This window comes from Rheinheimera sp. MM224 (assembly GCF_947090785.1).
GTDB lineage: Bacteria > Pseudomonadota > Gammaproteobacteria > Enterobacterales > Alteromonadaceae > Pararheinheimera.
Genome location: NZ_OX352320.1, coordinates 1,933,060 through 1,958,355 on the forward strand (window position 1 = coordinate 1,933,060; position 25,296 = coordinate 1,958,355).

At 46.8% G+C, this 25,296-nt stretch carries 22 protein-coding genes; 12 read left to right on the plus strand and 10 right to left on the minus strand.

What is annotated here, in order from left to right:
• The first annotated feature begins 54 nt into the window (after positions 1-54).
• Together lysC and OM978_RS09175 are read left to right on the plus strand one after the other, a co-directional pair.
• On the plus strand, positions 55-1,401 hold the full coding sequence (lysC, locus tag OM978_RS09170) for a lysine-sensitive aspartokinase 3 (RefSeq protein ID WP_264346559.1): 1,347 nt from the start codon (positions 55-57) through the stop codon (positions 1,399-1,401).
• Between the two features lie 157 nt (positions 1,402-1,558).
• Entirely contained in the window at positions 1,559-2,413 is an 855-nt protein-coding gene (locus tag OM978_RS09175; protein WP_264346561.1) for an AraC family transcriptional regulator, read from the plus strand.
• Positions 2,414-2,486: 73 nt separating this feature from the next.
• Here OM978_RS09175 and OM978_RS09180 read toward each other — a convergent pair whose 3' ends face one another.
• The 6 genes from OM978_RS09180 to OM978_RS09205 form a co-directional block, all read right to left on the minus strand.
• A complete protein-coding gene (locus OM978_RS09180) occupies positions 2,487-3,329 on the minus strand; it encodes an HDOD domain-containing protein (protein WP_264346564.1) in 843 nt (280 codons plus the stop codon).
• A 151-nt stretch (positions 3,330-3,480) separates the two neighbouring features.
• On the minus strand, positions 3,481-5,223 hold the full coding sequence (locus tag OM978_RS09185) for a DEAD/DEAH box helicase (protein ID WP_264346568.1): 1,743 nt from the start codon (positions 5,221-5,223) through the stop codon (positions 3,481-3,483).
• Positions 5,224-5,285: 62 nt separating this feature from the next.
• Positions 5,286-5,537: an outer membrane protein assembly factor BamE gene (locus tag OM978_RS09190; RefSeq protein ID WP_264346570.1), complete on the minus strand. Its 252-nt coding sequence runs from the start codon at positions 5,535-5,537 to the stop codon at positions 5,286-5,288.
• Positions 5,538-5,564: 27 nt separating this feature from the next.
• On the minus strand, positions 5,565-6,653 hold the full coding sequence (locus OM978_RS09195) for a peptidoglycan binding protein CsiV (protein ID WP_264346572.1): 1,089 nt from the start codon (positions 6,651-6,653) through the stop codon (positions 5,565-5,567).
• Complete coding sequence (gene mfd, locus OM978_RS09200; protein ID WP_264346574.1) at positions 6,650-10,174, minus strand: transcription-repair coupling factor; 3,525 nt, start codon at positions 10,172-10,174, stop codon at positions 6,650-6,652. The genes OM978_RS09195 and mfd overlap by 4 nt, the downstream gene beginning before the upstream one ends.
• Positions 10,175-10,258: 84 nt before the next feature.
• Complete coding sequence (locus tag OM978_RS09205; RefSeq protein WP_264346576.1) at positions 10,259-10,900, minus strand: PilZ domain-containing protein; 642 nt, start codon at positions 10,898-10,900, stop codon at positions 10,259-10,261.
• Positions 10,901-10,986: 86 nt separating this feature from the next.
• Here OM978_RS09205 and OM978_RS09210 point away from each other — a divergent pair, with 86 nt between their 5' ends.
• The 3 genes from OM978_RS09210 to OM978_RS09220 are packed head-to-tail and all read left to right on the plus strand — an operon-like array spanning position 10,987 to position 14,120.
• Positions 10,987-12,198, plus strand: coding sequence for a lipoprotein-releasing ABC transporter permease subunit (locus OM978_RS09210; RefSeq protein WP_264346577.1), 1,212 nt, complete (start codon positions 10,987-10,989; stop codon positions 12,196-12,198).
• Positions 12,191-12,889: a lipoprotein-releasing ABC transporter ATP-binding protein LolD gene (lolD, locus tag OM978_RS09215; RefSeq protein ID WP_264346579.1), complete on the plus strand. Its 699-nt coding sequence runs from the start codon at positions 12,191-12,193 to the stop codon at positions 12,887-12,889. Before OM978_RS09210 ends, lolD begins: the two co-directional genes overlap by 8 nt.
• Positions 12,882-14,120 (plus strand): lipoprotein-releasing ABC transporter permease subunit, encoded by a 1,239-nt coding sequence (locus OM978_RS09220; protein ID WP_264346580.1) that lies wholly within the window; start codon positions 12,882-12,884, stop codon positions 14,118-14,120. Before lolD ends, OM978_RS09220 begins: the two co-directional genes overlap by 8 nt.
• Before the next feature lie 30 nt (positions 14,121-14,150).
• Here OM978_RS09220 and OM978_RS09225 read toward each other — a convergent pair whose 3' ends face one another.
• The gene (locus OM978_RS09225) at positions 14,151-14,684 is read right to left on the minus strand and encodes a DUF2062 domain-containing protein (protein WP_264346582.1); all 534 of its coding nucleotides are present in this window, start codon (positions 14,682-14,684) and stop codon (positions 14,151-14,153) included.
• 64 nt (positions 14,685-14,748) lie between these two features.
• On the opposite strand from OM978_RS09225, the gene OM978_RS09230 reads away from it, so the two are divergent.
• From OM978_RS09230 to tcdA, 7 genes are all read left to right on the plus strand, one after another.
• A complete protein-coding gene (locus tag OM978_RS09230) occupies positions 14,749-16,920 on the plus strand; it encodes a DNA internalization-related competence protein ComEC/Rec2 (protein WP_264346584.1) in 2,172 nt (723 codons plus the stop codon).
• A gap of 113 nt (positions 16,921-17,033) precedes the next feature.
• Complete coding sequence (gene msbA, locus OM978_RS09235) at positions 17,034-18,737, plus strand: lipid A export permease/ATP-binding protein MsbA (protein ID WP_413691117.1); 1,704 nt, start codon at positions 17,034-17,036, stop codon at positions 18,735-18,737.
• On the plus strand, positions 18,737-19,702 hold the full coding sequence (gene lpxK / locus OM978_RS09240) for a tetraacyldisaccharide 4'-kinase (protein ID WP_264346586.1): 966 nt from the start codon (positions 18,737-18,739) through the stop codon (positions 19,700-19,702). Before msbA ends, lpxK begins: the two co-directional genes overlap by 1 nt.
• The gene (locus tag OM978_RS09245; protein WP_233006933.1) at positions 19,702-19,896 is read left to right on the plus strand and encodes a Trm112 family protein; all 195 of its coding nucleotides are present in this window, start codon (positions 19,702-19,704) and stop codon (positions 19,894-19,896) included. The genes lpxK and OM978_RS09245 overlap by 1 nt, the downstream gene beginning before the upstream one ends.
• The gene (kdsB, locus tag OM978_RS09250; protein ID WP_264346590.1) at positions 19,887-20,651 is read left to right on the plus strand and encodes a 3-deoxy-manno-octulosonate cytidylyltransferase; all 765 of its coding nucleotides are present in this window, start codon (positions 19,887-19,889) and stop codon (positions 20,649-20,651) included. The genes OM978_RS09245 and kdsB overlap by 10 nt, the downstream gene beginning before the upstream one ends.
• Before the next feature lie 15 nt (positions 20,652-20,666).
• Positions 20,667-21,377: a TIGR01621 family pseudouridine synthase gene (locus OM978_RS09255; RefSeq protein ID WP_264346592.1), complete on the plus strand. Its 711-nt coding sequence runs from the start codon at positions 20,667-20,669 to the stop codon at positions 21,375-21,377.
• A gap of 5 nt (positions 21,378-21,382) precedes the next feature.
• A complete protein-coding gene (tcdA, locus tag OM978_RS09260) occupies positions 21,383-22,171 on the plus strand; it encodes a tRNA cyclic N6-threonylcarbamoyladenosine(37) synthase TcdA (protein WP_264346594.1) in 789 nt (262 codons plus the stop codon).
• A gap of 9 nt (positions 22,172-22,180) precedes the next feature.
• Here tcdA and OM978_RS09265 read toward each other — a convergent pair whose 3' ends face one another.
• The 3 genes from OM978_RS09265 to OM978_RS09275 all read right to left on the minus strand — a co-directional run bounded on the left by OM978_RS09265 (position 22,181) and on the right by OM978_RS09275 (position 25,184).
• Positions 22,181-22,633, minus strand: coding sequence for a SufE family protein (locus tag OM978_RS09265; protein WP_264346596.1), 453 nt, complete (start codon positions 22,631-22,633; stop codon positions 22,181-22,183).
• On the minus strand, positions 22,630-23,844 hold the full coding sequence (locus OM978_RS09270) for an aminotransferase class V-fold PLP-dependent enzyme (RefSeq protein WP_264346598.1): 1,215 nt from the start codon (positions 23,842-23,844) through the stop codon (positions 22,630-22,632). The genes OM978_RS09265 and OM978_RS09270 overlap by 4 nt, the downstream gene beginning before the upstream one ends.
• A gap of 62 nt (positions 23,845-23,906) precedes the next feature.
• Entirely contained in the window at positions 23,907-25,184 is a 1,278-nt protein-coding gene (locus tag OM978_RS09275) for a citrate synthase (RefSeq protein ID WP_264346599.1), read from the minus strand.
• Positions 25,185-25,296 lie beyond the last annotated feature (112 nt).

Below are 25,296 nucleotides of genomic sequence, written 5' to 3' on the forward strand. Positions count from 1 at the left end.
TGCCTGCAAATGCCATGCTCTGCCTTATGACTTTTTGAATAAGGAGAGACTCGAATGTCTAATCAACTTATTGTCGCCAAATTTGGCGGAACTTCAGTGGCCGATTTTCCGGCTATGTCCCGTTGTGCTGATATTGTGTTAGCCGATCCGAATATCCGTCTGGTCGCTGTGAGCGCCAGTTCAGGCGTGACCAATTTATTGGTCGATATCACCAAACAAACCGAAGTTCAGGCCCGCTACACTTCATTTGAAGGCATAGAGCGTATTACTTTGGCTGTGTTGAATGCTCTGCAGCAACCAGAAGCTGTAGCTGCGCAAATCAATACGTTATTGGCTGATTTACGTAACCTGATTGAAACAGGTGGCGCTGTGTATTCTGGTGCGCACAAAGATCTGATCCAGTCCTTTGGTGAGCGTTTAAGTTCAGTGTTATTTACCCAGGTTTTAGTGGAACGAGGCGCAGCAGCCCAGTGCTTTGACGTGCGCCGGGTGCTTCGCACCGATAGCCGTTTTGGTAAAGGCGAACCGCAAATTCATCTGATTGCTGAATTAGCACAAACCCATCTGCAGCCTTTGCTGTTAGAACAGATAGTAGTGACCCAAGGTTTTATTGGCGCTGATGAAGCAGGGCAAACCACCACTTTAGGTCGCGGCGGCTCTGATTACAGCGCAGCCTTGTTAGGTGAAGCTTTAAACGCTCACATTGTACAAATCTGGACTGATGTGGTGGGGATTTTTACCACAGACCCACGTCTGACATCGGATGCCCGTTGTATCAATGAAATCAGTTTTGATGAAGCGGCCGAAATGGCCACTTTTGGTGCCAAAGTATTGCACCCGGCCACCTTAATTCCGGCGATGCGCCGCAACATCAAAGTTTTTGTCGGTTCCAGTCGGGAACCTGAAGCCGGTGGTACCTGGATTGCAAAAACTGTGGAACATAAACCTGCGTACCGCGCTATAGCATTGCGTAAATCCCAGACGCTGATCACGGTGAAAAGCCCGGAAATGCTACACGCTGCAGGCTTTTTAGCCCGGGTCTTTGATATTTTAAGCCGTCATCAGATTTCAGTAGATTTAGTGACTACATCGGAAATTTCAGTGGCTTTAACTCTGGATGAATCTGCTGGCAGCGCGTTCAGCACATCAACAGAACCTGCTATTGCAGAGCTGAAAGCATTTTGTGAAGTAACAGTAGAGCAGGGCTTAAGTCTGGTGGCTGTGATAGGTAATCATCTGCATAGCACCAAAGGTGTAACAGGTGAGCTATTTAGTGCTTTGGAGCAAATTAATATGCGGCTGATTTGTCACGGTGCTTCGCGCCACAACCTGTGCTTTTTAGTACAGGATGCGTCAGCTGCTGCAGTGGTGAAAGAGCTGCACCAGAAGTTATTTAATTAAATCATCTTTACAGACAGGGTCAGCAAGTACCCTGTCTTTTTCTCTGCTTCTGCCTTACTTTAGACACTTCTGTATAAAAATCAGCAATCCAGGACACGTGACCTTTACTTATTCTGGGTAGACTGAGTCACTTCTTCAGGCTGACAGGACTCTACGTATGGCAAATCAGGCGTATCTACTGCAACAATTAAACAAAGCTGTGTTGCTGATGGCAACCAGGTTGGATCAGGAGCAACAGGCCAGTTTGGATGAACTGGCTGAAGCCGCGGCTTTATCTAAATATCATTTTCATCGCATCTACCGTTTGCTGCTGGGGGAAACCTGTCAGCAAACTCAGCTCAGATTAAAGCTAGCCAAAGCAGGCCAGGCGCTAACTCTGGCAAAAACCTCAGTCACTGAAGCGGCGTTGCAGGCCGGTTTCACTTCGTCTCAATCTTTAGCAAAAGCCTTGCAGCGTGAATTGGGCAGTAACGCCACAGATTTACGCTCTGATCCGGACCGCTTGAAGAGTGTTTTGCTGGAGTTGACGACTCCACGGCAACCGGCTGATTCACCTTATCAGGTAACACTAGTGTCTCTTGCTCCTTGCACAGTGGTCAGTATTAGCACCCTTGGTCAGTATCCTGAATTGAACGACACTTATGGTTATCTGTTTAGTGTGCTGGCAGAGCATACCGAAATACAGGCCATTCTTGGCTTGGCCTATGAGGATGTCGATGGCGATCTGAATGCCCGTTTTGATTGTGCTTTACTGGTACAGCCACTACCAGCGCAATTGCAGCCTGAACTACAACTGCAGCAGCTTGGAGCTCAGCAGTATTTGGTGTTACGCCATCAGGGTAGTTATGAAACTTTGTCGGATAGTATCGACTGGTTGTACTCTTATTGTCTGAGCCATGGCTCTTACCTGCCAGATCACCAGCCTTGTTTGCACCATTATCTGGACGATCCGGAGCAGGTTGATGAGACTTTGCTGCGCACTGATATTTATTTGCCTGTGATGGCAAGCTAAACATCCTTATTGCATACATAAAAAAGGCGTCTCTGTAAACAGGACGCCTTATGCGTTTTATCCGTGAAAGAACTTAGACAAACAGCTGCTTCATATCCTGATAAATCACGGTGAATTCAGGAGATCGGTAGAAATCAACACCTGTGATTAAGCCGCGGTCAGCAAAAGGTTTTAATGCCAGACGAGGTTCAGTTTTGTCTTTGCTGTGGCCTTTTTGAATAGTGGCAATACGGATGAAATCCAGATAATTCACTTTATCAGTATGAGGCAATTTGGTGTTCCATTGCTCTGCCACTTCAACCAGTTCATCCGGGAATTCCCATTTACGTAAAATACTACCACCTATGCCACCCGCTAAATCTGTGATGCAGCCTGCGATAAAGTCTTTGTCACCAAACTGATCCAGATGTTTTTCCGCTTCAGTCAGAATAGGCAAAGCGCCGATGTTATGAATTAAACCGGCTAAAGTCATAGTGTCAAAATTCACCGGGCTGACTTTTAAGTTGCTGTTGTAAAGCTGCATAGCTGCCAGCGCTATAGCCGCCACTTCCAAAGTGTCTTGCCAGACTTTGCTCATCATGCCTTTGATTAAACTGGAATGAGAGACAAACAATTGCTCAACCGCCATAGCTGTCACTATGTTTTTGATATAACGCAAACCTATACGTGTTACAGCCTGATGCAGGGAATTGACATGAACAGATCGGCCTAAAAAGGCGCTGTTGGCTATTTTCATCATACGGGCCGACATGGCCGGGTCGTGAGAAATAATGTCTGCCATCTGGTTTAAATTAACATTTGGATCTTCCGCCATTTTACGAATTCGTAAGGCAATTTCAGGAAGACTTGGCAGCACCAAGGTATCATTCTGGATTTTTTCAACCAGCAAGCTTAATAACGCGTTTTCGTTTGACATAAACTGCAACCCTGTGACAAAAAAGGAGAACTATCTGTGTGTGGTGTCTTTTAATTTTGTTGTAGACGAACATCTTGATTATTAGCGAATTCTATTGGCTTTGCCCAGTAGTAAAACAAAAGAATTTTTCATTTTGTCCAGATTGTGGGAATTATTCGGCTTCTTTACCCTGAATTTGAAACAACTTGTCACGAATTTGCCAAAAACGACCATCCTTGCGCGCTATGATTGCTTCGGGCGGTTGCAATCGATGGGCTTGTTGTAAGACTTTATTGACTGTGGTTTCAGTGAATGGCCTGTGCCTGTCGACCAGATGAGGTGGCACAAACAAAGTTAAAAACTTTTGTTTTTGCGCTTTGGTCTGCAAGCTCCAGTATTCGGCAATTTCTGCGCCATCAGCACTAAAATAACTGACTTTGAGAGAGGTTTTGCCTTCTTTACTTTGGTGGCTTTGTAATTGCATTCGTGTGACATAAAGCACTAACGCATCTTTTAAGCTTAAGGCTTCTTTGAGTTTTTTATCCGGGTCGACCAACACCAGACCACAGTCACCGCAGTTGCGGGCGGCAATATCATTTTCGGCGCCACAGTCCGGGCAAAATTTCGCTTTAAAGCGATAACCACAGGCTAGCGGTTTGGCATCCTCATCTTCTTTGTAGCCCTGACAGCGGCGGCCGTAATGTTCCAGCACTAAACCCCTGTCGTCCGTTTTGCCCCAAAAGTTATTAAAAAAACCACACAAAGGGCAGGGTACAGTCACCAGTTCTGTGCCTGGCTCTGGTCTTAGTTCTCCTATATCAGGTTGCTCCAGATTAAAACGGTTCCCGGCATAATCCAGAACCAGACAATCGGTTTTTCCCGGACTTAATCGAAGTCCACGGCCAACAATCTGCTGATACAAAGTGACAGATTCTGTCGGGCGTAAAATAGCTATTAAGTCGATATGAGGGGCATCAAAGCCAGTCGTTAATACAGCCACATTCACCAGGTACTTCAGCTGCTTTTGCTTAAAGCTGTGGATCAGTGCATCCCGCTCTTTTTGTGGGGTGTCGCCTAAAATCAGTGCAGTTTGGCTAGCGGGTAAATAACCTAAAATCTCGCGTGCATGAGCTGTGGTGGCGGCAAAAATCATCACACCTACACGGCTTTGTGCCTGCTGTATCACTTGTTGAATAATTTGAGGGGTGGCGCGCTGTTGCTGATTAATGCGCAAATCCAGATCAGCTTCTTTAAAATAGCCACTGGCCGTCGGTTTTAAGCCCGCGAAGTCGTAACTTAATACCGGCGCATCCATCAGTACGGCTGGAGTTAAATAACCTTCCCCTAATAAAAAGCGGATGGGCAAATCAAAAATGCAGTACTTAAAAAAGCGGGGCTCTGTGGTGCGGATAAGGCCACGGCTGTGGTACTGATAAATCCAGCCTGAACCTAAACGGTAAGGTGTAGCTGTTAAGCCCAGCACTTTTAAATCCGGGTTTTGTGATTGCAGTGAGCGAATAACTTTTAAGTAACTGCTGTCTTCGTCGTCACCCACCCTATGGCATTCATCAATGACCAATAAGCTGTATTGTTCAGTAAATTCAGCCAGGTTTCTCGCTACCGACTGCACTGAGGCAAATACAACTTTGGCTGCGGTTTCTTTGCGACCGAGGCTTGCAGAAAAAATAGCGGCTTCCAAGCCATAACTTTGGTATTTAGCGTGGTTTTGTTCCACCAGCTCTTTGACATGAGCCAAGACTAAAACCCGACCCCGAGCCAAGCGTGCCAGTTCGGCTATCACCAAACTTTTGCCTGCACCTGTGGGCAATACCAACACTGCTGCATCTGGCTTCTGGCGAAAATGCACTAAAACGGATTTAACCGCCTGTTGTTGATAGTCTCGAAGTTGCAGCATAAGGATGGTTTACGCAGGAAGAAGGGGGCAAAAACAGCCCCCTTGATGATTTAAACGGAGTATTACTGAATACCGTGGTTGGAGAAGACGGTAGCGCGGTCAGCTAAGAAAGTGATTTTGATATTTTTTGCATCATCACCCCAACGGCAGCTTTTTGTACCAACAGCTTCGTCACAATGAGTCGCAGTGCCTAAAATGCTGGTCACTTCGTCGTACGTCATACCAGCTTTCACCTGGTTGTAATTGTCTTGAGTCAGTTTGCTACATGCCCCTAAAAGGCTTAGCGCTGCTAACAAAATCACGATTTTTTTCATAACAGATTCCTTGTGTTATTTAACTATTTAAAGTGTTGCCGCCTGTGTTGCTTGTGGCGGGGTAAAGCGTTTTACCTGAATAATCACTCCTAAACGTGGGTGATCCAGATAATGAATTTGGCCTAAGGTTAAACGTGCGCTTTGTTTCACCGCAATTTGTGCCGGCTGGTTGGCATCATCAAGCTGGCGCAGATAAAAAGTACCGTCAAACTGGATAAAGCGACCCAAACGTAACTGAACTAAAGAGTCAAATTGCCAAGGACTGTACCATAATTGCAGGCTGCTCTGACCTTGCTGCACTGCGGCTAACTGCTGTTGAACCTGCTGCATCAAATCGATACTTTGTTCAGTCTCTGTGGCCGCTTCATTCTGATACACCCCTGCATACCAATGACTACGGCTATTCCTGCCTGATACCAAAGGCTGACGCCAGGCAGTATGCAGCAGGAGTTGTTTGCCTGCTTCACGTTGTAACTGGTACGCCAGATTTTTCAATTGCAGACCATCAGGACCTACCAAATAGGCATTGTCTTTCGCCACGCCATCGCCAGTAAATGTGGTCGGAATTTGTGCCGGTGCAGGCAATTGTAAAGCTAGCTCTTGTGCACTTAAAGCTCTGCTTATCAACTGGCCATCAGCATCCCATTGTTCCATCTGGCAATTCTGGAAATTCAGCTGGTACAAAGACGCTACTACAGGTTCTGCGTCTAATTGCACATCCAATGAATCTGCCGGAGCTGCTGCAACTGGTTGCATAGTTTGTTGATGTTCGCTTAACAGTTGCTGAATTTGTTGTTGTGCTGTTATCGAAACAGGTGCAGAAACAGGGGCAGCAGCAGGCGCTGTTGCATCTAATGCCGCAGGTGCTGGTGCGCACGCTGGAATAGCCTTTATTAAATCAGCGACTGCAGGTTGCACCAGTGGGCGCATTAAATCCATCGCATTGCTGGTTTTTAACGGAGCCGTCGGCGCTTCAAACTGCTCTTTTAAGCTTTTGTCCGTGGTACGGCTAAAAGCTATTAGTTCAATTTCATACCAACTATTGGCGAAGGCTGGGGCTGTGGCAAACAAAGCCACTACAGCCAATCCCAGCGATGTTAAACGCAGATGTTTCATGATGCTCCTGTCTGATGTTTAGCAAAGTCATCCAGCATCAAGCTGACAAAGGCGAATCTGCTATTAGTATCAGGTAAATCTTTGATAAATTTCAGTTTACTGCCGCCTTCGAGCTTAAAGACTTTCGACTGAGTCTGAATAAGCTGAATAATAAAAGACGGGTTCACTGAAGTCCGTTCGGCGAATTCTAGCACACCACCTTTGCTGTTGGCTTCCAGTCGTTTAATTCCAAGGTGCTGCGCCTGCATTTTTAACTCTGTGATTTTGACTAAGTTTTTCGCAGCATCCGGTAATAAGCCAAAACGGTCGATCAATTCTACCTGTACATCATCCAGTTCCTGCTCGTCGCGACAGGAGGCTAAGCGTTTGTAAAATGACAACCTTAAGCTGACATCCGGAATATAAGAATCTGGCAGCAGTGCAGGTAGTTTCATATCCAGTTCGGTTTGTTGGGTTAGAAGTGCATCTAAGCTTGGCTCTTTACCCGCTTTTAGAGCTTCAACAGCTTGTTCCAGCATTTCCATATACAAACTAAAGCCGACAGACTCAATCTGGCCACTTTGCTCATCACCCAATAGCTCGCCTGCACCACGAATTTCCATATCCTGACTGGCCAGTGCAAAACCAGCTCCTAAATCTTCTAACGCCGAAATAGCTTCAAGGCGTTTTTCAGCATCTTTGCTCAGGCGTTTTGGTGGCGGCGTCAATAAATAGGCATAGGCCTGGTGGTGCGAGCGGCCGACACGGCCTCGCAACTGGTGCAACTGCGCCAGACCAAAGTTGTCCGCTCTGTTGATAATAATGGTATTGGCGGTGGGCACGTCTATGCCAGTTTCAATAATGGTAGAACACAGCAGTACATTAAAACGCTGATGGTAAAAGTCTGCCATGATCTGTTCCAGATCCCGCTCACGCATCTGGCCATGGGCTATGCCAATTAAAGCTTCTGGTAACAGCAAGGCTAAATCAGCAGCAGCTTTTTCTATAGTCGCTACATCATTGTGCAGGAAATAAACCTGACCACCACGGGAAATCTCCCTAAGCACAGCTTCACGAATTAAGCCTTCTTCATGCTCACGCACAAAGGTTTTTACTGCCAGACGTTTGGCTGGCGGCGTAGCGATAATGGATAAATCGCGCATGCCAGACATCGACATATTTAAAGTTCGTGGAATAGGGGTGGCCGTTAAGGTCAGGATATCTATATTGGCACGCAAAGCTTTGATTTTATCTTTTTGCCGCACGCCAAAACGGTGTTCTTCATCAACAATGAGCAGGCCCAGATCTTTAAAACGAATATCGTCCTGCAGCAGTTTGTGGGTGCCTATTAAAATATCCACTTTGCCTTGTTCGGCCTCTTCCAGAATCACCTTTTGCTCTTTAGTGCTGATAAAACGCGACAACACAGCCACTTTGACTGGCCAATTGGCAAAACGGTCACGGAAGTTTTCAAAATGCTGTTGTGCCAAAAGCGTGGTCGGTACTAAAACCGCCACTTGTTTATTGTCATTGACTGCAACAAATGCAGCGCGCATCGCAACTTCAGTTTTACCAAAACCTACATCACCACACACCAGCCTGTCCATAGCGCGTTCGGCCTGCATATCGGCAAGCACAGCTGCTATAGCATCAAGCTGATCGACGGTCTCCTGATAAGGGAAACCATCGGCAAAAATTTCGTATTGGTCAGCTTCAATTTTAAAGCCATAGCCTGTCTGGGCGGCACGCTGGGCATACACATCCAAAAGTTCTGCCGCCACATCCCGCACTTTCTCCGCAGCTTTACGCCGGGCTTTTTCCCAAGTGTCGTTGCCAAGCTTATGCAGCGGCGCATTGTCTTGATCAGAACCTGTATAACGGCTGATTAAATGCAAGGACGACACAGGCACATACAACTTGCTGCCACCTGCATATTCAATGGTCACGAACTCGGCACTAATGCCAGCGGCATCGAGCACCTGCAAACCCTGATAACGGCCTATACCATGCTGTAAATGCACCACAGGTTGGCCAACAGACAACTCGGCCAGATTGCGGATGATGGTATCGCCAGAGATTTGTTGACTGTGTTTGCGTTTACGTCTTTGGGTAACTTTTTGACCAAATAACTCGTTTTCACTGACTAAAGCTAAAGGCTCTTCACCTGCTTTGGCCTTGGCTTTGCCGGATACTGCTTGTGAAGAGCTGGATTGTAATAAACAGCCTTGCTCCAACGAACCTATGACTATGCCTAAATCAACCTGGTCTGTTAAAAACTCTTCGACCGACGCAAATTGCTGCAAGCGAATTTGATTACGTTGCATCAGCTGCAATAAGCTTTCGCGTCGGCCTTCAGATTCTACGAAAAACAGCACACGGCCTTGCTGCTTTTTGATATCGACAATAAATTGCTGCAGCTTTTCCAGTGGGTTTTTCAGCTGGTGATTAACCGTCAGCTCAGGCAAATCAGCCACTGCGGCATTGGATTGTCCGGCACGCTCTGGCAATTCAGCACGGCTTAAACGCAAGCGTGGCCACTGCTTTAATTGTGCAAAAAACTCATCGACCGCTAAATACAATTCTTGCGGTTTTAAAATAGGTTTGAGTAAATCGATTGCTCTGTCCTGATAACGACGTTGTAAGTCGTGCCAGAAACGTTCAGCTGCAGCTTCTAAATCACCCACAGCCAGCATCATGGTCTGTTTGGGTAACATTGAAAATAACGGCGCAGATTGTTCAGCAAACAGCGGTAGGTAATATTCGATACCAGCCGGCATCAGGCCTTGGCTGACCTGCATATACAACGACTCTTTTTCGCTACGCGCCGGAAAACGTTCACGATAACGAATACGGAATCGTTCTATTGCCGCTTTATCCTGCGGGAATTCGTGGGCGGGCAGCAGTTCAATTTCAGTGACTTGCTGCACAGTGCGCTGATTATCCGGGTCAAACAGGCGAATGCCGTCAATTTCATCGTCTAAAAAGTCAATGCGATAAGGCAGGGTACTGCCCATAGGATAGAGATCCAATAAGGATCCGCGCACTGAAAATTCACCATGCTCCATCACCTGATCCACAGCACGATAACCCACAGCAGCCAATTGCTGACGCAGCGCTGTTAAATCCAGCTGCTGGCCTTTTTTCAGCACCAGACTGTATTGCTGCAAATAGCTGGGGTCTGTTAAACGCAACAGCGCAGTATTCAGCGGCACTATCACTATACCGTGCTGCAAACGTGGCAGGCTGTACAGAGTTTTTATGCGCTGGGAAATAATGTCCTGATGCGGTGAAAATACATCATAAGGCAAGGTTTCCCAGTCAGGGAAAGTCCAGACATCCGCGGCATTGTCGTGGAAAAACACCGTCAGTTCCTGCTCTAAGCGCAGCGCTGTGGTGGTGTCCGGCACTATGACAACATAAAGGCCTTTCTGGCGTTGATACAGCTGATAAATAGCCCATGGCAAGGCTGCGCCGGACAGACGGCCCCATTGTTTTTGATCGGTGCTGGAGGTAGGCGCTGGTAATGCTTCAATGCGGATCATCAGGGAAATTCTTTACTCGTTATAAAAAGACCGTCGGTTAATACGGTCTGTTGTTTGATTTAGTTTCAACACAGTCGCTGTTTACTACTGTTGAGTCTGCTGCGCTTGCTGCTGCCGTTGTTCCGCCTTACGTTTCAGTTGTCTGGATTGCTCATGCAAGCTGGCCCTGACCACCATGTCTCTGTCTTCATCGCGAATGCGGCGAAACAGAATTTTCACCAGATAAACGGGTTTTTGCTCTGGCTCTGGCAGCTTTTGTTCAATGACTTCCAGCACCTGACCTAAACAAAATAAAGCACCGTCATTATTATCCAGAAAGAGTTTTACTTCGTACACCTGGCCTTGTGCAACGGCACCGTCCATCCACACCTGTATGCCTGAACCACCATAACTGAAGGTATGAAAACGTTGTTTAGGGTCATCCTGCGAGCGCAATACATAGTGGGTCAGTGCGTCCAGTTTACGTGCTTGTTGTTGCAGGTAATGGGCTAAATCGGCAGATAAATCTTTGACTGCATTAAAAGTACGGATAGACGAGTTATTCAACTGACTCAATTCGCTGGTCATTTTAAATGCGTCTGGAATAAGGCGTAAAAATCCATCCTGATCCGGCAGAGGCCCGGAAAAGGGTACCAAATTCACAGTCGTCTGATGCTCAATCTGAAAGTAGTCCGCAAATTCGTCTGCTAATTCTGCGGCTATGGTTGTATTGCCTGGTTGTTGCATAAGGATACCTCGGGTAGCAAGCTTGTAACCTTAACGGATAATCACTATTATCGCAGCAATTTCTTCACCAACCCAAGTGGAAGTCTGTGAAAAGCCTGCAATTCCCCCTGAGTGTCCGTATTGGTTTGCGTTACAGCCAAAGCCGGAAAGGCCACGGCTTTTTATCCTTTATTACGCTGTTTTCCGTCACAGGTATTTTTTTAGGTGTGATGGCTCTGACTATTGTCAGCTCTGTAATGAACGGTTTTGAAGCTGAGCTAAAAAAACGCATTCTCGGCGTGATCCCGCATTTAATAGTGCAAAGCGAGCCTACTCAACAACTTGATATAGCGGCTTTGCAGCAACAGTACCCTCAAATTCTGCAGGCCACACCTTATTTACAGCTTGAAGCTTTAGCGCAGAGTCCGGGTCAACTGACCGCTGTATTGTTACAAGGCATTGAACCAACACAAATCCCAGCCTTTTTACAGCAGTCTTTGGTGGCGGGTGATTGGTCTGATTTAACAAAACAACCTTATTCAGTGATTTTAGGCGCAGGCCTTGCGGATGAGTTAAAAGTTGGCCCTGGTCAGCAAATTCGTTTATTGCTGGCCGAAGGCGGCAGTTTTACTCCTATGGGCTGGTTACCACGCCAACGACTATTTACTGTCGCAGGCTTAATTAATACTGGCTCAGAAGTGGATAACGGCGTGGCTTTACTGCATTTGCCTGATTTAAAACGTCTTGGCAGCAAAGCAAAAGATGCACCGCAGTGGCGTTTAAGTTTAACTGAGCCTTTTGCTGCACCGGCTTTAGCCAATGAAATAGATGAATTTCCTGCTGTTGCTAAAGTGACAGACTGGCGCGACAGTCATGGCAAATTGTTTTCTGCCGTGGCCATGGAAAAAGCCATGATGTGGTTGATGTTATTACTGATAGTTGCAGTGGCTGCTTTTAATATTGTCTCAGCGCTGGTGATGATGGTGACGGAAAAACAACGTGAAGTGGCCATTTTAAAAACTCAGGGCATGACAGATACCCAGCTTTTTACCGTTTTTGCCGTGCAAGGCTTGAATAACGGCCTATTGGGTACATTAAGTGGTGCTGTTGCAGGTATTCTTATTGCGTGGCAACTGAACGGTATTTTATCGCTTTTGGGTATTAGTGTGGTCGCTGGCGTGGCTTTACCGGTGGATATTCAGCCAGTACAAATTTTCTTTATCATAGTGTGCGCTTTAGTGCTGACGGCATTGGCTGTGGTGTATCCAGCCTGGCGTGCAGTGCAAGTACAACCAGCAGAGATTTTAAGAGATGAGTAGTATTTTAACGGCCCGTCAAATCAGTAAAAGTTACACAGATGGCGCTAATGTCACTCCGGTGTTGCACCAGGTCAGTCTGGAAGTCAAAGCCGGCGATATGCTGGCGATAGTGGGTAGCTCAGGCTCTGGTAAAAGCACTTTGTTGCATATCCTGGGTACTTTGGACCAACCAGACAGTGGTGAAATGATGCTGTTGGGACAATCTGTCGCTAAGTTATCGGCCAATGCCAAAGCCAAACTGCGTAATGAAAAACTGGGTTTTATTTATCAGTTTCACCATTTATTGATGGATTTTACCGCGTTGGAAAACGTGGCTATGCCGCTGCTTATTCGCGGCGAAAGCAATGAAAGCGCCGAGCAAAAAGCCGCCGCTATGTTGACCCGTGTGGGTCTTGCGCATCGTATCAAACACCGACCTGCTGAACTCAGTGGTGGTGAACGTCAGCGTGTTGCTATAGCCCGTGCTTTAGTTGGAGAACCTGCGCTGGTATTGGCAGATGAGCCTACAGGTAATCTGGATCATCAAACCGCTGAGAGTATTTATAAGCTGCTGCGTGAATTAAACCGTGAGCTGAAAACCAGCTTTATTGTGGTGACCCATGATTTGGCACTGGCGAAGAAGCTGGATCAGCAGTATTGGATGCGTGATGGCCATTTGGGCAAAACGATGGATGGCTTAAGTCATGGCTAGTTTGTCCTGGCAACTGGCGCAGCGTTATCGCAAAAGCCGCAACAGCAACGCTTTTATTCGTTTTATCGCGGCGTCTTCCACTATAGGTATAGGCTTGGGTGTCGCTATTCTTATTCTGGCTTTGTCGGTGATGAATGGTTTTGAGCTGGCATTAAAAGACAAGCTATTGTCTGTGATCCCTCATGTGGAGTTGCAGGCGGTATCGGATCCTATTGGCAACTGGCAGAAAAAAATCAAGCCTTTGCAACAGCATCCTGGCGTAGTGGCCGGTGCACCTTATATCAAAACCAATACCATGATCCGTAGTGGTGCTAAAGTCAAAGCGGCCAGTTTACGGGGTATTGATCTGCAGCTGGAGCAAGGCATCAGTGCTTTAGGCTCTTTTGTGGTGGCTGGAGATTTAAGCCACATCAGTGAACATCAGATTGTGTTGGGCAAAGGCATAGCTGACGAAGTGCAAGCCAAAGTAGGGGATGAAGTGCAACTGATGCTGCCACAAGTGACAGCAGACGGTAAACTCGCCAGCCACAAACATGTCAGCTTAACTGTGGTGGCTATCGTCAGTATTGGTGGTCAACTGGATTATCAGCAAGCCTGGGTCGATATTGCTGCTTTAGGACAATGGCTGAATTACCCACAAGGTGCAGTACAGGGGTTTGCCTTTAAAATTGCTGATATTTTTACTGCGCCTACCTTATCCCGTGAATTAGGCAATATGGCCACTGATTATGTTTATATGCTGGACTGGTTTCGCACTCAGGGCCATTTATACAACGATATTCAGATGGTGCGCAGTATTTTGTATCTGGTATTAGTGCTGGTATTGGCGGTGGCCTGTTTTAATATTGTTGCGACCCTGGTGATGGCGGTGCGGGAAAAACAAGGCGATATCGCTATTTTACTGACCATGGGCATGCCCAGACGTCGTATTGTTAAAGCTTTTATGTGGCTCGGCTGGCTGAACGGTTTAACCGGTACTTTAGTGGGTGGTGTAGTGGGTCTGTTATTGGCCTGGCAAATAGAGCCACTGTTTCGTTTAATCACCAGCTTAACGGGCTTTAGTTTGCTCGATTCCAGCATCTACTTTGTTGATTATGTGCCTTCTCATATTGAGCCTATGCAAGTGGTGATGACCATAGGCATAGCGTTAATTATGAGCTTGCTGGCAACTATTTACCCTGCTCTTAGCGCCAGCAAAGTGCAGCCTGCTTTTGTATTAGGTCAACGCTAAAGCTTTTTTAAATAACAAAAGCCGTCAGAGTCAGTCGGGTTCAGTCTCACTCTGACGTTTTTTAATACGGTTCTTCCAGGCTTTTTTCGCCGACAGACACCAGAAATAATCCACCAGCACATAACCTGAGGCCGACAAGGTACAACCTACAATCAGGCTACCGAGCAGGAAAGGTTTGCCTATGGTATCCAGGCTATCGATCAACCAGCTTAAACTCACCTGTGGTTCTACATGATGACCAGGATGGCCTAAAATCAGAGCGCCTAACTGGTAACAAATAAAAAACACCGGCCCCATGGTCAGTGGGTTGGTTAGCCAGACTAAAGCGGCAGACAAAGGTAAGTTTACTCTGAATAAAATAGCCAAAGCGGCGGCCAATACCATCTGAAATGGCATAGGGATCAAGGCAACAAACAAACCCACTGCAAAAGCACCACGGGCAGAGCGACGGTTAAAGTGCCACAAATTGTTGTCATGCAACAAAGTGCCAAAGATCTTTAGCGAAGGGTGTCGCTTGATTTTTTCTGTATCTGGTAGATATTTCTTAATTAGATTCTTTGCCATTACAACTCATTAATGAAAAATTAACGTGAACCGTTTTTTCATCGGTGTGATCAGCGGATGCCTATTGTCATTATTTTCACCAATAGTGCCAGCCCTTTTGTGGCTTATTTTCCTGCTGTGTTTGATCTTGATCTGTATTTATTACCGTTTGTTATTTTTCACTGGTCTTTGTTGTGCTTTAAGCCTCTGGCTTTGGCAAGTGCAGCAGCATCAGTTGCATATAGCGCAGTTGCTTGGCTTGTCCGATCCATGGCTGAAAGGGCAAGTTGTCAGTATCAGACAACAGGATCAGGACTTCAGCAGATTTTTATGGCAAATAAATGAAGGGCCACAACAAGGTTACTTATTAAGACTGCGTTGGCAGGACGCGCCAGAGCTTTTAGGCCAAGGGCAACACTGGTGGTTTAAAGTACGCTGCAAAGCAGTTCGGGCGCCTGCCAATCCTGGCTCAGTGCATATTGAAGCCAATGCTTATGTGGTGGGTATTATTGGCAATTGTGTGGTGAAAGACGCACTGTTGTTGGACGCAAACTGGGATCATCGTCAGCAGTTGTATCAGCGTTTGCAGCAAAAAATTGGTGAATTGCCTTCTTTCTCACTGATCACAGCTTTTACTTTAGGAGAACGACCTTTTAGTGACGAGTTGTGGCTGGGTCTACAAGCGACAGCTTTAGGGCATTTAATTTCGATATCCGGTTTTCATATTGGCCTGCTGTTTGGCTGGGTCTATGGCCTGATGCTATGGTTCGCCAAACTTCATATCAATCTGCTGTGGTGCAGAAAAGCCGCTCCTTTTGTCGCCTTCACTGCAGCCTGGTATTACAGCTTATTGGCAGGTTTTGCCATTCCTACGTTGCGGGCTTTGCTCGCTTTGGCTTTAGCCGTGTATTTGATGCAGCAGCACAGGCGCTTAAGTTACAGTCAAAGCTGGATCCTGGTCTGTGGGTTCTTGTTGTTACTCAATCCCTTATGGGTGATGAGCATCAGTTTTTGGTTGACGCTTTATGCTGTGGCTTTGATCTTTTTATTTGTTTGGTCTTATCCACTGACAGACCGCACTTACTGGAGCGTCCTAAAACACGGGCTGAAATTTCAGGCGGTGATGACCCTTTTAATGAGTGCGCCCACCTTGCTGTTTTTTCACGGTATAGCACCTTTGGCTTTGCTGTCGAATCTGATTTTTGTGCCCTGGTGCTCGCTTTTGGTGATCCCTTATCTGCTGATTGCTTTGTTGCTGGAGCTGGTTTTGCCTGCAGAAATGCTGTGGCACTGGCAACTGGCTGATCTATTGTTATCTCCTTTGCAGCACTGGCTGATGGCAGGCGCTTCTATGGATTATTGGTGGTTGCTGCCGGCTCAAACTGTATTTTCTGCGTTTTGTATGGCCTTGTTATTGCTCGCCCTGTTTTTTCTGCCCGCTGTGATGCCCAGACTCAGAATTGCGTTGTTATTACTGCCTTTTGTCGTTTTGTTATGGCCCAAAATAGCGCAGTGGCAATTGCATCTGATTGATGTCGGGCAGGGCACGGCCGTGCTGTTGCAAAAAGGTGATAGAGGGCTGTTGTACGATGTTGGCCCTGTATATGGCAGTTTTAATGCCACCGAAGCTTATGTGTTGCCTTACCTGCATTATCAGGGCATACGGCAACTGGACTATTTGGTGTTAAGTCATGCAGATACCGATCATACAGGCGCTTTTGCCGAAGTCCTGAAGGCATATCCCAAAGTGCAATTGATCGCCGATTTTGAAACCGGCTTTTCGCAGCGACCTTGTGTATCTTTGCCTGCTAATTATCTGGACGCAGAGCTTTGGGCCTTTCGAAGTGCGCATCAGCTGCAGGAAGGCAATGACAGCTCTTGTGTTCTGGCAATAAAAACCGCCGGATGGCAAACGCTGCTGACTGGTGATATAGGCCATAGCGTAGAAGCTGAGTTATTAATTGATCAGCCCAATCTGACTACCGACCTGTTATTGCTGGGCCATCATGGCAGTAAAAGCTCAAGTCAGCTGAATTTCTTAAACAGCTTACAACCTCTGTTAGCGCTGAACAGTGCCGCCGCGAATAACGCCTATGGCCACCCCAGTTCAGAGGTGTTGGGGCGACTGGCATTGCTGCAAATTCCACTACTCAATACTGCAGAGCAGGGCGCTGTGCGGATTGAAATGACAGAGCAACAGCTCCATATCTGGCCCTATCGGCAGCAGCCTTTGCCATTTTGGCTGCAAAAGCAGTGAACAATTGCTGAAAGCGCCTGAACAACAAGGTAGAATGGCGGCGGTTTTCTTATTCTTTGGGGTTAAATTTGTCTTCACAAACAACGGGTTCAATTAGCACCTTTAAGCGTCTGATGCGTTATTTAAAACCCTACAAAGCGGGTTTTGCTCTGGCGATGTTTGGTATGGCGGGTTACGCCTGTGTGGATATTTACTTTATTTCTCAGTTTTCCAGCTTTATTGACCGTGGTATCACGCAAAAAGATACGGCTTATTTAGCCTGGGCTCCGGTTTTTGTCGTCGGCATGTTTTTGCTGCGTGGTGTGTTTCATTTTATCTCCAGCTACTGCCTGAACTGGGCTGGTACTCATATAGTTAAAGACTTACGCCAGCAACTGTTCCGTCAGATGATTGCTTTGCCTGTCAGTTATCATGACAAACATTCGACCGGCGAGCTGATTTCAAAAATCACCTACGATGCAGAACAAATTAAACAAGCCTCCAGCAAAGCGCTGGTCGTGCTTATTCACGAAGGTGTGTTTGTTTTAGGTTGCTTAGGTCTGATGTTTTACAACAGCTGGCATTTGTCGCTTATTTTTTTAGTCATAGCTCCGCTGATTGCCTTCATAGTGGCGCAGGTGTCTAAACGTTTCCGTAAAATCAGCAGCAATATGCAAAATGCCATGGGCGATGTCACCACCAGTTCAGAGCAAATGCTGAACGGCCACAAAGTGATTTTATCCTTTGGCGCAGGCGAGCTGGAAAATGACAGATTTAAAGCGGTGAATAACCGCAACCGTCAGCTGGATGTCAAAATGGAAGCGACCCGCGCCATCAGCGTCTCGCTGATTCAGTTGATTGCTTCTTTTGCTTTGGCTTTTGTGATTTATCTGGCTAGCTTCCCGGCTATGCTGGACACCTTAACACCTGGCACTTTCAGTGAAATGATCACCGCTATGATGCTGTTGTTAAAACCTCTGAAGCAGCTGACTACTGTCAACAGTGATTTTCAGCGGGGTATGGCAGCAGCTACCAATGTCTTTATGGTTCTGGATGAAAAACCAGAGCAGGACACTGGTACTATTGAACTGAAACAGGTCACAGGCGCTATTGAAATTAAAGACTTAAGCTTTAACTATCCAGGCCATCAGAAACAGGTGTTAAAGCAGATTAATATCAAAGTGGAACCTGGTCAGACTGTCGCTTTAGTCGGCCGTTCCGGCAGCGGTAAAACCACCATTTCCAGCTTATTGCCGCGTTTTTACGAAACAGAGCAAGGTGAAATTTTACTGGATGGTATCAATACCAAAGACTGTACGCTGGATTCATTACGCTCACAAATGGCCGTGGTATCGCAGCATGTAGTGCTGTTTAACGACACTATTGCCAATAACATTGCTTATGGCTACCGTGGTGAATTAAGTCCTGAACGTTTACTGGAAGTTGCAGAAAAAGCTCATGTGATGGAATTTGTCAATCAGATGCCTGCTGGGCTCGACACTGAAATTGGCGAAAACGGTGTGACTTTATCCGGTGGTCAACGTCAGCGTATCGCTATTGCCCGTGCTTTGTTACGCCAGGCTCCTGTGCTTATTCTGGATGAAGCGACTTCAGCCCTGGATACAGAGTCGGAGCGTAAAATTCAGGGGGCTTTGGATGAATTATTTAAAGGCCGCACCAGTATTGTCATAGCGCACCGTTTATCCACCATTGAAAATGCCGACCAGATTTTAGTCATGGATCAGGGCCAGATTGTAGAGCAGGGCAACCATCAGTCCTTGCTGGCACAAAATGGTTACTATGCTCAGCTGTATAAAATGCAATTTAGCGAAGTCTGATGAACTGGTTGGAGAGAGGCTGGTACCGTCAGCACCCTTTTACACTGCTGTTCTGGCCGCTGAGTCTGCTGTACCGGCTGGTCGCTCTGATCCGCCGTTTTGGCTATCAGCGTGGCTGGTTTCAGTCTTTTGCGGTAGAAAAACCAGTTGTTATTGTTGGTAATATTTCGGTAGGTGGTACAGGCAAAACGCCTTTTACCTTGTGGCTTTGTAAGTTTTTAACAGAGCAGGGCTTTACCCCTGGTATTGTCAGTAGAGGTTATGGTGCCCGAATCACAGAGCCTGTGCGGGTGACTTCTTTGCATTTGGCTTGTGATGTCGGGGATGAACCTTTACTTTTGGCCAGCAAAAGTAATTGCCCTGTAGTGGTCTGTCCGGACAGAGTGGCCGCTGCGCAGTATCTGCTCGCCTCCACAGACTGCGATATAGTGATTAGCGACGATGGCTTACAGCATTACCGATTAAAACGCGATCTGGAATTGGTACTGATTGATGGTCAGCGCGGTTTGGGTAATCAGCAGTTATTGCCAGCAGGGCCGTTACGGGAGCCGGTATCACGTTTACAAAGCGTCGATGCGGTTGTCGTCAATAGTGGTGACTTTGATCTGGCGCAGTACAGGATGCAGTTAAAAGCTGTTAAGCCTCTGGCATTAGATGGGCAAAGCCAATGGCCAGAAAAAGCTGTGACTTTAGTGGCAGCTATAGGCAATCCACAACGTTTTGTCGATACGGTAAAAAGTGTGGGTATTGAGATTAAAGCCACCGCCTTTTTCCGTGATCATTTTGCTTTTGATGAAAACAGTCTGGCTGATATCGAAGGCCCAGTGCTGATGACAGAAAAAGATGCGGTCAAATGTCGCACTTTTGCTAAACCCAATTGGTATTACCTGCCGGTCGAAGCCGACCTGTCGGATGAATTTAAATTCTGGCTGCAGCAACAGCTGCGTCAATGGAGAGATGAATAATGGCTTTAAATATCGCCTTGCTGGACATCATTGCTTGTCCTTTGTGTAAAAACAAACTGAAACTGGACAAAGAAAAACAGGAATTGATTTGTACTGCTGATCGTCTGGCTTATCCGGTCAAACAACATATACCTGTGTTATTAACGTCTGAAGCCCGTACTTTAAGTCTGGATGAGGCTGACAAATGGCGTTAGTTAAAACGGGGTTTCTGGTGGTTATTCCGGCCCGTTACGCCAGTAGCCGTCTGCCAGGTAAACCCCTGGCTGATATTGCAGGCTTCACCATGATTGAACGGGTGTACCGTCAGGCCATTAAAAGTGGTGCAGAGCGTGTTGTTATTGCCACAGACGATGTCCGGGTACAACAGGTATGCGAAGGTTTTGGTGCTGAAGTCTGTATGACAAGCCCGGCCCATAATTCAGGCACTGAGCGTCTGGCCGAAGTCGTGTCTTTATTAAGCCTGGCGAACGATACAGTGGTAGTGAATGTGCAAGGCGACGAGCCTTTTATTCCGCCAGCCATTATTCGCCAGGTCGCCGAAAACTTAGCCAGTCAAAGCAAAGCGCGCATGTCGACTTTATCTGTGCCTATTGCGCATGCAGATGAAGTACAAAACCCCAATGTGGTGAAAGTACAAAGCGATAAAAATGGTTATGCGCTGTATTTCAGCCGCTCTGTGATCCCATTTGATAGAGATAAAGCTTTTACAACACAACTGGCTGACATCTATCGTCGTCATATAGGTATTTACGCCTACCGTGCTGGTTTTATTAAAGAGTACGTCAGTTGGCCAGCGTCACAGCTTGAGCAGATTGAATGCTTAGAGCAGCTTAGAGTGTTATGGCAAGGCGAAGCTATTCATGTCGCTACTGCGCTTGAAACTCCGGCTGTTGGCGTTGATACGCCAGAAGATCTGGAACGAGCCCGTCTGGTTGCGGCTGCTTTATAAATGGCGGCTTTATAAATGACTACGGTTTTGAAGCTGGTGTTTGAGCATGCTGATTTTCTGGTGCTGGATAAACCGTCCGGCTTGAGTTTTCATTCTGAGTTTGAACCTGGTGTGGTGGCTTTGGCTGAAGCCCAGTTTGGGCTGAAGCTTTATGCCGTGCATCGCCTGGATAAAGGCACATCCGGTTTATTGCTGCTGGCAAAAAGCAGCGAAGCAGCGGCGAAGTTATCTGAATTGTTTCAAAACCAGCAGATCCAAAAGTTTTATCTGGCGCTGACCGATCAAAAACCGAAGAAAAAACAAGGCTGGGTCAAAGGCGATATGGTGCAGGCGCGCCGCTCGGCCTGGAAGCTGACCGGTACCTTAACCAATCCTGCTGTCAGTTATTTTGTATCGGCGTTTTACGATGTGGAAGGGCGTAGAGCTTTTCTGGTGAAACCTTTTACCGGTAAAACCCATCAGGTGCGGGTGGCGTTAAAAAGTGTCAGTGCAGCTATTTTAGGTGATGAGTTGTATCAGGGTACAGCAGCAGATCGTCTCTACCTGCACGCTTATGCATTGTATTTTAGCTGGCGTGATGCCGATATTGAGCTGGTGTTGCCGCCCTCTGATGGTGAGGAGTTTTTGGCTGAGCCGTTGCAACAGCATCTCAATCAGAATTGGGCAGAACCTGCTTTGCTGGAGTGGCCTTCCTATCAAAAACCAACAAGTTTAAGAGTTGAGTAACCTAAGTGTCTGATTATTTATTACGTTTTGCCGGCATAGGCCGTTTGTATGGCACCAAAGCGCTGGATGCGTTTCAGAAGGCCCATGTCTGTGTGGTTGGTATTGGTGGTGTCGGCAGCTGGGCGGCTGAAGCTTTAGCGCGCTCCGGCATAGGCGAAATAACCCTGATAGACCTGGACGATATTTGTATCAGCAACACCAACAGGCAGCTGCATGCGTTATCGGGCAGCATAGGTCAGGACAAAGTGGCTGTGATGGCTGAACGTATTAAAGCCATTAACCCAGAGTGCAAAGTGCATCAGGTCGAAGATTTTGTCACGCACGATAATTTATTTGAGCTAATGAGTACAGACTTTGATTACGTGGTGGATTGCATCGACTCTATCAAAGCCAAAGTGGCGCTGATTGCGCACTGCAAACGCAATAAAATTGCGATAGTCACAGTAGGTGGTGCCGGCGGGCAGGTAGATCCGACCCAAATTCAGTTGGCTGACTTAAGCCAGACTGTGTATGACCCTTTGTTATCTAAGGTTCGTAACACCCTGCGTCGTGACTACAATTACAGCCGCAATACCAAAAGACGTTTTGGCATAGATGCTGTGTATTCAACTGAGCAGTTGGTGTATCCAAAAGGTGATGGCACAGTCTGTCAGACCAAACCTGAACTGGAAGGCCCTATGCGTTTAGATTGCAGCGGTGGTTTTGGTGCTGTCACCGTAGTGACAGGATCTTTTGCTTTTGTTGCTGTCTCAAGAGTGCTGAAAAAGCTTGCCGAAAAAGCTAATAAAGTCTGAAGCGTAAATTTACTTGTGGGTCAGAGCCGAAGCTCTGACCCGATTCAATACAGCCAGCAAACCATTACTGCGGGACTGGCTGATATTTTGCTGCAGCTGTAATTCAGTCAATAATAATTCTGGTGTCGCCTTTGCCAGCTGTTCCGCAGTCAGACTATTCAGCTGCACTAAAATCAAAATTATAAGCCCCTTTACAATACGGGCATCACTGTCAAAAGCCCAGAAATGTTGCGCTGTAACAGGGTCCTGATAATGCAGCAGCCAGGCTTTGCTTTCACAACCCTGAACTAAAAATTCATCTCTGTGCCAATCGCTGTCAAAAGCGGGTAATTCTTTGCCCAGCGTCATTAAAATTCTGTATTTACTTTGCCAATCTTTCAGCTGACGCAACTGTGGCAGTTGTGTATCGTAAATATTTTTTAGCGCAGTAGCGGTTTCTGTAAAGATATCTGGTCGGATCATTCAGCAAGTAACTCCACTGCTGTAGCTAAAGCGGCTAAAGTGTAATCAATTTCGTCGAAACTGTTGTAACAGGCAAAGGAAAAACGCACTGAACCTTTGCTATTGAGTGCCTGAAACAGCGGCATAGCACAGTGAGTTCCGGCCCGAACTGCGATGTTTTGTTGGTCGAGCAAGGTTGCCAGGTCGGCAGGGTGCTCATTTTTCAGGTTGAGTGCCACAATTCCTGCGTTAGTTGTCGGACCAGATAGCAGCTCTAAAGCCGGAATTTGCCGACAACCGTCATAAAATCGCTGCACAAGAGCAGTCTTATGCTGTTGCCAAGCCTTCAAATCCTGCTGTTGTAGCCATAAAATAGCGGCAGCAAGGCCAATAGCACCCGCCATATTGGGTGTGCCAGCCTCTAATCTGTAAGGTAAATCATTCCAGCTGCTAGCCGAAAAGCTGACGGTTTTAATCATTTCACCACCGCCCAACAGCGGGCGCAGCAGCTCCAAATACTCTGTTTTGCCATACAAGACGCCAATGCCCGTTGGGCCATACAGCTTGTGACCAGAGAACAGATAAAAATCTACATCCAGAGCCTGCACGTCGACCTTCTCCCAAACGATGCCCTGAGCACCGTCCAGTACGACTATAGCGCCTGCAGCCTTGGCCAAACGCACTATGTCCGCTATTGGCTGAATATGACCCAATGCGTTGGATACATGGCTGATACTAACCACTTTTGGCTTGAGCTTTAATAATTTGGTAAAGGCGGCGAGATCAAAGCGATGTTCAGCTGTTAAAGGCACCACATCCAGCTCCACGCCAAAAGGCATGGTATGAATATGCCAGGGCACTATATTTGCGTGATGTTCCATAGTTGAAATTAATACCCTATCGCCGGTCTGCAACACAGGACCCATTAGGCCAAATACCAGCTGATTAAAACCTGCTGTGGTGCCGTTGGTCCAGATGATTTCATGCGAAAAACGGGCATTTAAAAATTGTGCGACAGTGGTTCTGGCCGCTTCAAAAGCAGCTGTGGCTTGTTGGCTTAAGCCATGGGCTGAGCGGTGAACATTGCTGTTTTGTTGGCTGTAAAACGTATTCATTGCATCAAGCACGGCTTGGGGCTTATGCAAAGTGGCTGCATTATCCAGATAAATCCAATCCGGATGAGCGTCAAAAAACGGGAATTGCTGACGTAAAGAGGGGAGACTGAAGTTCAAGGTTGCCAACCTAAAGCAAAAACATATGAGGCCGGATCATAACATCCGGCCTCATTAGCAGGTTAGGCTTTTTTGAAGTCGCGCTTCGTATAGCCAGTATAGAGTTGACGCGGACGACCAATTTTGTGGCCTTTGTCTGACAGCATTTCATCCCAGTGAGATATCCAGCCGACAGTACGTGACATAGCGAAAATCACAGTAAACATGCTGGTTGGAATACCAATGGCTTTTAAAATGATGCCTGAGTAGAAATCAACGTTTGGATACAATTTCTTCTCGATGAAGTACGGGTCTGACAGCGCAATACGCTCCAGTTCCATAGCTACGTCCAGCAGAGGATCCTTGATGTTCAGCTCTTTTAATACGTCGTGACAGGTTTCACGCATCACTTTGGCACGAGGGTCAAAGTTTTTGTAAACACGGTGACCAAAGCCCATCAAACGGAAACTGTCGTTTTTGTCTTTAGCGCGAGCCACGAACTCAGGAATACGATCTACTGAGCCGATTTCCTGTAACATTTTTAAGCAAGCTTCGTTGGCGCCGCCATGTGCAGGGCCCCACAGAGATGCAACGCCTGCAGCGATACAAGCGTAAGGGTTAGCGCCTGAAGAACCGGCTAAACGTACTGTGGACGTTGAAGCGTTTTGCTCATGGTCTGCGTGCAGCATAAAAATACGGTCCATTGCTTTAGCAACAATTGGACTGACTTGGTAATCTTCAGCTGGCACAGAGAACATCATATGCAGGAAGTTTTCTGCATATGTTAAGTCATTGCGTGGATACACAAAAGGCTGACCTACAGTGTATTTATACGCCATGGCAGAGATAGTTGGTAACTTGGCAATTAAGCGGTGAGCGCTGCGTTTACGCTGCTCCGGGTCGTTAATGTCCAGGTCTGAGTGGTAGAAAGAAGACAGAGCGCCAACCACACCACACAGCATGGCCATAGGGTGAGCGTCAACACGGAAGCCCTGGAAAAATGAGGCAATTTTCTCATGCACCATAGTGTGGCGCGTGATGGTATGCACAAATTCGTCGTATTGAGCTTTATTTGGTAGCTCGCCTTCCAATAACAGGTAGCAGGTTTCCAGATAATCTGAATATTCCGCTAATTGCTCAATTGGGTAACCCCGGTGTAACAACACGCCATTATCACCATCGATATAGGTGATTTTTGATTCGCATGAACCCGTGGCCATAAAGCCCGGATCGAAGGTGAAGTATCCTTGCTGACCTAAAGCACGAACATCAATAACATCAGTGCCTGCAGTGCCAGAATAGATAGGAAGTTCAAATGGTGCCTGTCCTTCGATCTGCACGACAGCTTTTTTATCTGCCATTGGATTTCTCCTGTTGTTTTAATTGGGTTAAACCTTCATCGCACCTATTCTAACGTCAAGTGCTGCCTAAAAGTCAATTTTAATGCGCGATTGGATAATAAGTATTCGACTC